The 9,899-nt window shown below is 61.0% G+C and carries 10 protein-coding genes and 1 pseudogene; all 11 read left to right on the top strand.

Annotated features, from left to right (window positions below; translation table 11 throughout):
- On the top strand, positions 1-1,728 hold a 1,728-nt coding region (locus NHF53_RS23220), incomplete at its 5' end, for a YadA-like family protein (protein ID WP_252836316.1).
- A 6-nt stretch (positions 1,729-1,734) separates the two neighbouring features.
- Complete coding sequence (locus NHF53_RS23215) at positions 1,735-2,322, top strand: invasion associated locus B family protein (protein WP_252836315.1); 588 nt, start codon at positions 1,735-1,737, stop codon at positions 2,320-2,322.
- A 16-nt stretch (positions 2,323-2,338) separates the two neighbouring features.
- Positions 2,339-3,034 carry a hypothetical protein gene (locus tag NHF53_RS23210; protein ID WP_252836314.1) on the top strand — a complete coding sequence of 232 codons (696 nt, stop codon included), beginning with the start codon at positions 2,339-2,341 and terminating at the stop codon, positions 3,032-3,034.
- 85 nt (positions 3,035-3,119) lie between these two features.
- Entirely contained in the window at positions 3,120-3,602 is a 483-nt protein-coding gene (locus tag NHF53_RS23205) for a DUF4189 domain-containing protein (protein WP_374591322.1), read from the top strand.
- 491 nt (positions 3,603-4,093) lie between these two features.
- Positions 4,094-4,570 carry a hypothetical protein gene (locus NHF53_RS23200; RefSeq protein WP_252836313.1) on the top strand — a complete coding sequence of 159 codons (477 nt, stop codon included), beginning with the start codon at positions 4,094-4,096 and terminating at the stop codon, positions 4,568-4,570.
- A gap of 411 nt (positions 4,571-4,981) precedes the next feature.
- The gene (gene aqpZ / locus NHF53_RS23195) at positions 4,982-5,692 is read left to right on the top strand and encodes an aquaporin Z (RefSeq protein WP_252836312.1); all 711 of its coding nucleotides are present in this window, start codon (positions 4,982-4,984) and stop codon (positions 5,690-5,692) included.
- 159 nt (positions 5,693-5,851) lie between these two features.
- Positions 5,852-6,106 (top strand): GlsB/YeaQ/YmgE family stress response membrane protein, encoded by a 255-nt coding sequence (locus tag NHF53_RS23190; protein ID WP_252836311.1) that lies wholly within the window; start codon positions 5,852-5,854, stop codon positions 6,104-6,106.
- A 200-nt stretch (positions 6,107-6,306) separates the two neighbouring features.
- Positions 6,307-6,585 (top strand): HU family DNA-binding protein, encoded by a 279-nt coding sequence (locus tag NHF53_RS23185; protein ID WP_252836310.1) that lies wholly within the window; start codon positions 6,307-6,309, stop codon positions 6,583-6,585.
- A gap of 341 nt (positions 6,586-6,926) precedes the next feature.
- Complete coding sequence (locus tag NHF53_RS23180) at positions 6,927-8,213, top strand: sugar ABC transporter substrate-binding protein (protein WP_252836318.1); 1,287 nt, start codon at positions 6,927-6,929, stop codon at positions 8,211-8,213.
- Positions 8,214-8,343: 130 nt separating this feature from the next.
- A complete protein-coding gene (locus tag NHF53_RS23175) occupies positions 8,344-9,237 on the top strand; it encodes a carbohydrate ABC transporter permease (RefSeq protein WP_252836317.1) in 894 nt (297 codons plus the stop codon).
- A pseudogene (locus tag NHF53_RS23170) lies at positions 9,230-9,826 on the top strand (carbohydrate ABC transporter permease); the annotation flags it as partial. The gene NHF53_RS23175 and the pseudogene NHF53_RS23170, both read left to right, overlap by 8 nt.
- Between the last annotated feature and the right edge of the window lie 73 nt (positions 9,827-9,899).

Below are 9,899 nucleotides of genomic sequence, written 5' to 3'. Positions count from 1 at the left end.
GATACGATTGCGATCGGTACGGGTGCGACAGCGACCAATTCGGTGGCGCTGGGTGCTGGCGCGTCGGCGGGTGCCGGCGGCACGGCACTTGGTGACGGGGCGAAGGCCACCACGGCCGGCGGCGTCGCGCTCGGCAAGAACTCGGTGGAAGGCACGGCAAATGCGACGGCCAGCACGACGATCAACGGTACGACCTATAACTTCGCCGGCACTGCCCCCACGAGCGTCGTCAGTGTGGGCAGCGCGGGCGCGGAACGGCAGATCACCAATGTCGCCTCCGGCCAGTTGTCGGCGACCTCGACGGATGCGGTGAACGGTTCGCAGCTCTTTGCCACCAACCAGGCCGTCGAGGCGATCGGAACGCAAGTCGGCGAGGTCAACGATCGTGCCGTCAAGTATGATGGCAATGTCGGCGACCCGAAGGACACGATCACGCTCGAGGGCACGACCGGTACGAAGATCACCAACCTGACGGCCGGCGCGGTCAACGCGTCATCGACAGACGCGATCAACGGTTCGCAGCTCTATGGCGTTTCCAACAGCATCGCCTCCCATCTGGGCGGCGGAGCGAGCGTCAATGCGGATGGCACCGTGAGCGGCCCGACCTACACGATGCAGGGCGGAAGCTACACGACCGTCTATGACACCTTCGCCGCCGTGGATGGCAGCCTGACGTCGATCAACAATCAGCTCACCAACATCAACAACGGCGCCGGCGTGAAGTATTTCCACGCCAATTCGAGTGCCGCGGACAGCCAGGCGGTTGGCCAGGAAAGCGTCGCCGTCGGGCCGACGGCGGTTGCCAATGGCGCCAGCAGCGTAGCCATGGGCAATGGAGCAACCACTGCCACCGGCGCCACCGGGGCGGTCGCCCTCGGTCAGGGGGCTACGGCCAATAATGTCGGTGATGTTGCATTGGGCTCGGGTTCGACGACCCAGGCCGTCGTCAACACCACCGGCACGACCATCAACGGCAACAATTATACCTTCGCCGGAACTGCGGCCACCAGCACGGTGAGCGTGGGTGGCGTGGGCGCCGAACGGACGATCACCAATGTCGCGGCCGGCCAGCTTTCGGCGACCTCGACGGATGCGGTCAACGGCAGCCAGCTCTTTGCAACCAACCAGGCCATCGACAGCCTGGCCGCAGGGATCGGCAACCTCAACGACGGGGCGGTTCTCTATGACAAGAACGCCGACGGGACCAAGAAAAACAGCGTCACGCTCATCGGTGGCGATCCGAACGCGCCGGTGCTGATCTCCAATGTCGCGGCGGGTGTCGCGAATACGGATGCCGTGAATGTCGGACAGCTCAAAGATGGTCTGTCGAGCACCCTCACCGAGGCGAATACCTATACCGACACCCGGGTGAGCTACGCGATCGATACGGCCAATACCTATACTGACCAGGTCGCGGTAACGACTCTCAACGAGGCCAACAACTACACGGATTACAAGTTCGGTCAGTTGAACCAGGAGATCGGAGACGTCCGTTCGGAAGCCCGGCAAGGGGCGGCCATCGGGCTCGCCGCGGCATCACTGCGCTATGACGACCGGCCGGGCAAGCTGAGTGCCGCGGTCGGCGGCGGTATCTGGAGAGGTGAGGGCGCCCTTGCCTTCGGCGCGGGTTATACGAGCGAAGACGGGCGTCTGCGTACCAACCTGTCGGCAACGACGGCCGGCGGCCATTGGGGCGGCGGTATCGGCCTCAGCTACACGTTCAACTGAGGCAACATGACCGGCAGAGCCATCAAGACCTCTCAGCCTCTGTTGCTGATGCTGGCCTGGCTGTGCCTGACCGGCGACCCATCGGTTGCCGGTCAGGACCTTCCTCCATCCGGATACAGGATCAAACCTTCGGAGGTGATCGTGCCTGCAGACGTACCCGTGGGCGAATATCGCAGGATCATCCGGCCGTTCGAGAACTGGACGTTGGTCTGCGACGAAAACCTCAAGTCCCATCAGATGGTCTGCAACATCAGCCAGACCATAGAGGATGCCTCGGGCAGGCTTGCCTTCAGCTGGTCGCTTGCTGCGACAAGGGAGGGCAAGCCGTTCATGATCTTGCGCGTACCGCCGTCGGCGACCGCGGACGGGAAGATCTCTCTCGGGTTCGCCGACAGAAAGGCTGCCGTCGAGGTCGCCTTGGATGGCTGCAATGAGACCGTTTGCGTCGGCGTCATGCCGGTCGGCCCGATCATGCGCGAGCAGATCGCCAAACAAGGTGCTCCGACGGTCTCGTACACGCTGAAGGAGGGACGAACCGTCTCGGTCACGGCATCACTGGCGGGCCTCGCCACGGCTCTCAAGGCGATCAAATGAACAAGGGCCTGAAACAATGAACCAGCTATCCATTCATGACCGGATCATGGCCGCAAGCGACAGGGAGAGCAATGTCCGACATTCCGGCGATCCGCAACCCGCGGTCCGGTCGGGGTTCGGCCTGGCGTTCTGGGTCGTGCTTGCCGCACTTCTCGCCATAGCGCTTGCTGCGGGCGCAGCGATCGCCTTCCTGCAGTATTCGAACCCGTTCGCCTCTTCCGGAGGGCGTGCGCAGACGGTGTCTGTCCCCGCAGCGCCGCAACCTGCCCTTCCCGATTCACCCTTTCTGGCGCACGCGCGCGAAGCGGGACTTGAGAAGTGCGCGACGGTTTTCCCCATCCTCGGCCAGATGTTGACCGACGGGGCACGGTTCGCCGTTCAGAGCGAATGGAACGAGAAAGAACCCGACCGGCATCCGGTCCAGGCGTTGGTCGGCCTGGATTATCAGTCGGAGCAATACACCGGACCGGCTGCGGGGTTGGTCTTTGCGGCGCCGAACGGTTCGTCCTGCGAAGGAACGATGGTCCGTGTCGCCCCGCTTCCGGCGTCTTGCGACAGCGTTTCGGGGAGCTTGCCGACGGGAAGTAAGCTTATCCGCAGCCTTGGCGAGAGCTCTGTGTTCGACTTGGCGGACAATGGCGGTCAGGCCTTGCTGCTGCCTTCAGGCACAACCTGCATCGTCGTCTCCGTCGCCAGGGCCGGCGCCCCATGACAGCCGTTAGATCCGCCACGATCTCATCCATCCCGGCCAAGGCATCGAATACGGGCCGTGGCTTGTCATCAAAAGGAGGCCCGCAATGAAGAAAATGGTCATATTCCTCACCGCGTGGCTGGCGTGTTCCTGCGCCGGCGCCGCTTTCTCCGCCGATCTTGCGGTGGAGGCGGATATTCCTGCGCCCCCGGCATTCGGAGAGCGGGGAATCTGGGGTGCGATCGCCTATTCGCAACCTGACGGCAAACACGGCTTCTTCTGGGGCGCCGACAAGCGTGACGAAGCCGAGGCCGTCGCGCGCAAGCACTGCGAGCGGACGGGCGGCGGCGCTTGCGACGTGGTCAGTGTGTTCAGAAATCACCGCCATTGGGATGACGATGACGGGAGCGGGTTTCCCTACAACCATTGCGCGGCACTGGCTGTTGGTCAGGATCGGAACGGGGTGATTGACGGATCCGCCTTTGCCGCGAAATCCGCCACGACCAGAAACGAAGCGGAGACCTTGTCGCTCGCCGAATGCCAGGCATCAGGATCCAAGTGCCGCATTCGCGAATGGGTCTGCACATGAAAATAAGGGGGCAGCGGCGAGACGGCATTCTTGCTTGCGAGCTTTGTAAAACCTGACAGGCGAGCCGGCCGCCTCGCGCGTGCCGATGTCCTGCCGCCTTCTCAAATCTGTGTGGCAGCACTCCCCCATGCTTCACACAGAGCGGGGTGGCGGCGTCGGTGAGCCCTCACCCGGCGCCGCCACCTGAACCGGCATGCGGTACTTCCATCGCCTGAGAAGACAAGCGCTGATTGGAAAAGGATCATATTGTGACGAAATCACTTCATCTCGAGAATATAGCGTCGGGTGACCGTCTGTGGGCAGCGAGCGACGCGGGAGAGGCGACCCCTTTCTGGGCAAAGCGGCACTGGCGCCGACACGGGCCAGCCGTCGCAATCGCCGGCTTGTGCCTGATTGCGGGTGACGCGTTCATTCCACAGCCGTACACCGTTCACATTGTATCGCCGGCGAATGCTGCCGGTGCTGACAAGCAACCGTCAGAGACACCCCCCGTGCCCTCCGCGAAACCCGAAGGGGAGGCCGGGCCCATCAACGTCAATCTGTTTCTGGAACACGCGTCCGGCGCCGGCATCAACACATGCGCCGGCGTTTACGGATCACTTGGCAAGGCGCTCGCAAACGGAAATCCGTTCATGCTGCAGACGCAAAGCGCCAAGGAGAATGCAGACCTCCATTCACTCCAGGGTGTCGTCGGGATGAACTACCGCTCGGAGACAGGATATGTCGGTCCCGCGGCCGGGCTGGTGTTTGCGGCGCCCGTCGGCACCTCCTGCGAAGGCCAGATGGTGCGGGTGGTCCCGGTTCCCGAAACCTGCGAGGCAACCGCGGCCCTTCTGCCGAAGGGGACCACGCCACGGTCGCCTCTCAACGGAATTCCCGTCTACTCGCTCCCGGGAGGCGGGCAGGCCATGCTGATGCCGGCAAATCCCGGATGCGTCGCCATTTCCATCGTCTGGTCCGGTCGCTGACGTCATGACGGTTCGCCGATGTTCCGCGGATATTTGTTCCCTTTGCGACCAACAGCCGCGCCGCGGCCGGTCAGCATGGACTGCCTGCTCGTCGCATTTCTGTTCTCGGGAGCCGACCAATGAGTGATCCGTCCGTTCCAGCCAATACGCGATCGATGATCGAAAAAGCCTGTCAGGTCCGTGCATGCACCGAACGCGAACTCGCCGCATGGCTGGGGCTCAGTCCGCGTGCACTTCGGCTCTGGCGTGAGCGCCAGGCCCCCCGTTACATCAGGCTGGCGTTGGCTGCCGTCATCCGCGATCCCGACTCTGTCAAACGATGCGCAGCCTCCAAATCGCGCATCAGGCCAGATCAATTCTAGTCTGCACGCCATTCCTTCCCGTCTGTCACGCAACATCGCCGAGGACATCATGAAAACAGATAGATATATCGCCGAAGCCATCGGCGCCATGTGGCTTACCTTCACCGGTTGCGGAACCGCCGTGATCGCTGCCGGCTTCCCTGACACAGGGGTTGGATTGCTCGGCGTCTCCCTCGCCTTCGGTCTCTCCGTCGTCACCATGGCATATGCCGTCGGACACGTGTCGGGAGGCCACTTCAATCCGGCGGTAACGCTCGGCCTCGCAGTCGGCGGCCGGTTTCCTCCGGGCCAGGTACTTCCGTATATGCTCGTGCAGGTCGCAGGAAGCATCGCGGGTGCCTATTGCCTTTTGCTCGTCGCCAGCGGATCTGCCGACTTCGATCTCACAAGGGGTTTTGCAGCCAACGGGTATGCGGAGAATTCGCCGGGCCACTATTCGTTGTACGCGGGCTTCGCTGCCGAATTCCTCATGACCATGGTGTTCGTGTTCATCATCATGGGAAGCACGCACCGTGACGCGAACGCGCAGTTCGCTCCCTTGTCGATCGGGCTGGCCCTTTGCCTCATTCACCTCGTCAGCATTCCGATCACCAACACGTCCGTCAATCCGGCCCGCAGCACAGGGCCGGCCTTGATCGTCGGGGGATGGGCGATGGAGCAGCTCTGGCTGTTCTGGATCGCCCCTCTGGCCGGGGGAGCCGTTGGCGGCCTCATCTGCCGAATGCTCTTTCCTCAGCACCAGAAGAACCAGCGTCCGTAATCCTCGCACAATCCTCCTCATCCGTCCTGCAGTTCGCCAGGACGATAACCGCGGTCTCAATGCGCCTATCGATGCCCTCATGATCCTCGAACCGTCGGGGTCCGCGGCCGGCGAGCTTCCGATCCAATCTGCAGATCAACCCGAAAGGAGAAAAGTACCATGGATGTACAAGGCCTGATAATCTTGCTGCTGGTGGGCCTCGTGGCCGGGTGGCTTGCCAGCCAACTTGTCCGCGGCGGCGGCTTCGGCATCATCGGTGACCTCGTTGTCGGCGTGGTAGGCGCATTGCTTGCCGGCCTCTTGTTCCCTGCCTTGGGACTGGGAATTGGTGGCGGCATCCTCGGCAGCATCATCGCCGCCACCGTCGGCGCCATCATCCTCCTGTTTCTGCTCAGGCTTGTCCGGCAAGGCTGATCTGTCGCCGCCCCCATACCGGCACTCACGCCCATGCGTGGCTCTGCCCGTGGCCTTCGGGCTGCAAGGCATGGCATCGCACACCGGAGATGCCGAAGGCTCAGGCGTCGCAGCCACCGTCGAAAGAGTGGCTTTGCGTATGACGCGCCGCCGCAAGCGGCCCGATCATCCGAAGGCCCAAAAAATGCAAAGGAAGAGACATGACAACCATCAATGAAATCGCAGACAAGATCGCCGCTGATCATCATCTGACGAAGATCGATGCGAGAGCCATCGTCGAGGATGTGTTCGCCGCCATCGCCGCTGCATCGGCCTCCGGCGCCGAGACCGCGATCCGCGGCTTCGGGAAGTTCAAGGTGAAGCAACTTCCCGAACGTCAGGGTTGGAACCCCGCGACCGGCGCAGCAATGAAAGTTCCCGCGACCACCAAACTGACATTTGTCCCCGCAAAGAACCTGAAGGACGCCCTGAAAAAGTAGGCCGGCTTCACATCATCGTCTCGGATCGGTAAGAACCAGCTTGCCGATCCGGTCGCCGTTCACGTGACGCGGGAGGCAAAGCGGCCATGGAGGTCTGCAGAGCACTACGCCGACGAATCCATCCCCTGCGATCCCGGGGCGATCACTCTGTGCGCGGCTGATACCGTGGTCATTCGATCCTTTATTGCCCGATGCGGCCCTGCCTACCACCCGGCGGCACGAAATACAGGAGAGGCAGTCGCCACGGAAATCGCTACAAGCAGATCTTTGGAGCCATTCCGCTGCTCAGGTGAATATCCATTCAATCGGGAAACAACGGGCACGATGCGGAGATGATCACGATGGATAAACGGCTATTCTCGTTGTCGATTACTTTTGTCGTTCTGCTCGCTCTCTCGGTCAACGCGGAACCAAAGACGACACTCACGGTCATGCATCAGGGAGATCCCGGATGGGCGATGCTCTACAACAAGGTTGCCGAGCGCTTCGAGGCGGCCAATCCTGATGTTGAGATAGAATTCATCTATGCTCCGCATGACGCCTATAACGAGAAGCTTTCGGCAGTCGTCATGTCGGGAGGGCTCCCTGACGTCATCGAACTCGATGCGCCGTATCTCGCAAACTATGTCTGGTCGGGATATCTGAGGCCGATCGTGCCGTACCTCGACAAGGAGGTACTCGACGACATGACCGACTCAAACGTGGCTCAGGGGACCTATCCTATCGACAAACAGCTCTACGCTCTTGGCCTGACCGACAGCACCGTCGTCCTCTACGGGAACAGGAAGTATCTGGAAAGGATAGGCGCGCGCATTCCAAGATCGGTGGACGAGGCCTGGACACGCGAAGAGTTCGAAAACTATCTTGATCGGCTTTCGGACCTCGAAGATGTCAAGTGGCCAATCGACCTCTTCCGGGGCTACGGGATCAAGACTGAGTGGGTCACCTATGCCTTCGAGCCGATCCTCGCTTCGTTCGGCTGCGATCTCATCGATCGGACGACGTGGAAAGCGCAGGGAGCGCTCGACAGCCAACCATGCACTGATGCCCTGACGATGCTGCAGGCATGGGTCCGGAAAGGTTGGGTAGTGCCGATGTCCTCGGGCACCAACCAGTTCTACGCTGGCCGAAGGGCAGCACTCGCCTGGGGTGGTCATTGGGTTTATGCCGAAGCGGCGGCGACGATGAAGGATGACATCGTCGTGATGCCGTTGCCGAAGTTCGGCGCGAGAAGCGTCAGCCCGAACGGCACGTGGATTTTCGGAATCACAACAAGCTCCAAGTCTCCTGCACTCGCCGGGAAGTTTTTGGGTTTCCTCCTGAAAGACCGAGAATTTCGTGATTTTGTTTCAAGCCAGGGCGGCTTTCCGGGCCTCAAGACATTTGCACGGCAATCGCCGCTTTACGCGCCCGGCGGGCCTCTCGCTATTGCCTTTGACCAGGCATCCAGATCTGCGCAGCAGCGCCCGCCTCATCCGGCCTATCCGGTCATCACCTCGGCTTTCATGCAGGCGGTGGACCGGATCTTGAATGGCAGTGACGTGATGGAAATGCTGGGTGCTGCGGCGACCCGGATTGACGAGGACATTGCCGACAATGACGGTTATCCGCCGTTCGCTCTTCAATAGCCGCGCGGATCACCTTGTCTAGCTTTGGCAGTCGGGGCGGCTTTCAGCCGTTTCCACCTTCCAGTCCCTCGGAGAGGAACCCATGTCAAAATCCTCCGTCACGTCGTGTCGTGGCAGGCCTCGACCCAACATGATCGCGAGCTTTGCCCGGCGCCGCATCCTTCAGGAGCTTGTGATGCTGGCGCCGGCGGTGATCCTGATGACAGTGTTCTTGATCTCGCCATTTCTTCTGTCCTTCTATACCGCCATGACCAATGAACCCCTGGTGCCGCGACCGACACCGGTTCGCTTTGTCGGCGTGACGAATTTCCTGCGCCTTCTGAAAGATGACCTGTTCTGGACATCTCTTTGGAACACCTCCCGCTTTGCGGCATGGGTACTGCCTCTTCAGTGCGGGTTCGCGTTCTTGATGGCAATGGTCCTGAACCAGAACCTACCGTTCCGGAGCGTGTTCCGTGTCATGCTTTTTCTGCCGTCGATCACCTCCGTGGTGGTTGTCTGCGTGATATGGGGAACGCTTTTCCAGTATCCGGCGGGACCCCTCAACAGGATTGTCCAGTTCATTTCGGGCGAACGCCTGCAGCCCATCGATTGGCTAGGAGATCCCGATTGGGCAATGTTCTCGATCGTCCTGCTATCGGCTTGGCAGGCCTTTGGTTTCCAGATGGTCATCTATCTCGCCGGATTGCAGAGCATCCCCCGCGAGCTCTATGACGCCGCGCGCGTCGACGGCGCCGGACCACTGAGGCGGTTCTGGCACGTCACCATGCCCTGCTTGCGGCCGACACATGTCTTTGTTCTGGTAGTCACGACTATCCAGGCGTTCAAGCTCTATGGACAGGTCGCCATTCTGACCCAAGGTGGTCCGAAGTCCACAACCGAGACTGTCGTTCATTACATGGTCCGCGTCGGTTTCGAAGAGCAGAAGCTTGGCTACGGGTCGGCGGTCTCCGTGATCCTATCCCTTATCGTTCTCGTGATCGCTCTGGTGCAACGCAGGCTCACGAGGCTTTTCTATGTCTGAAACACTCACCTCCTCATCGAGGAAACGCGTGCGGCCTGCCCCATCCGGCGGATTGCGCATCATTCAGGCGGCAAGCGTCTTTGTTGTCGCACTCGTGGTCCTCTCGCCTCTCTTCATGTTGGTGGTCGCCGCGCTCAAGGACGATCGTTTTCAGATACTCTCTGACATGGGAAGCTCTCGTGCCTTCTGGGTGGACGCCCCGACGCTCAACAATTTCCGCGACGTTGGTCATTTCTCCGGCGAATTCGCTTTCGGCCGCTATCTGTTGAATTCGTTGTTCATTCTCGCGACCACCGTCGTCCTGGGACTCATCGTCAACTCCATGGCGGGCTTCGTCCTCGCTTCGGGTCGGTTGCCGGGGCGGCTAGCTGTCCTCGCGATTGTGATCGCGCTCTACGCCATACCGCAAGAAGGAATTTTCATGCCCCTCTTGGTCATGGTGTCCCGAATGGGTTTGTCGGACACCTTTGTCGCTCAGATAGTGCCCTGGGTGGCAAGTCCGCTTTACACCTTCCTCTTCTATCAGTTCTTTTCGCAACTCCCACGGGAGCTCTATGAGGCCGCCATCGTCTGGCCTGCTGCCGGTTTCATGGACACCGAGTTAAGGTGTTTCCAATGAAACTGGAGCGAAGGAATGCAACGAAGGAAGTTCAGCCGCGAAT

This window comes from Ciceribacter sp. RN22 (assembly GCF_024054295.1).
GTDB classification, from domain to species: Bacteria; Pseudomonadota; Alphaproteobacteria; order Rhizobiales; family Rhizobiaceae; genus Allorhizobium; species Allorhizobium lividum.
This window is presented reverse-complemented; position numbering and strand designations above follow the sequence as displayed.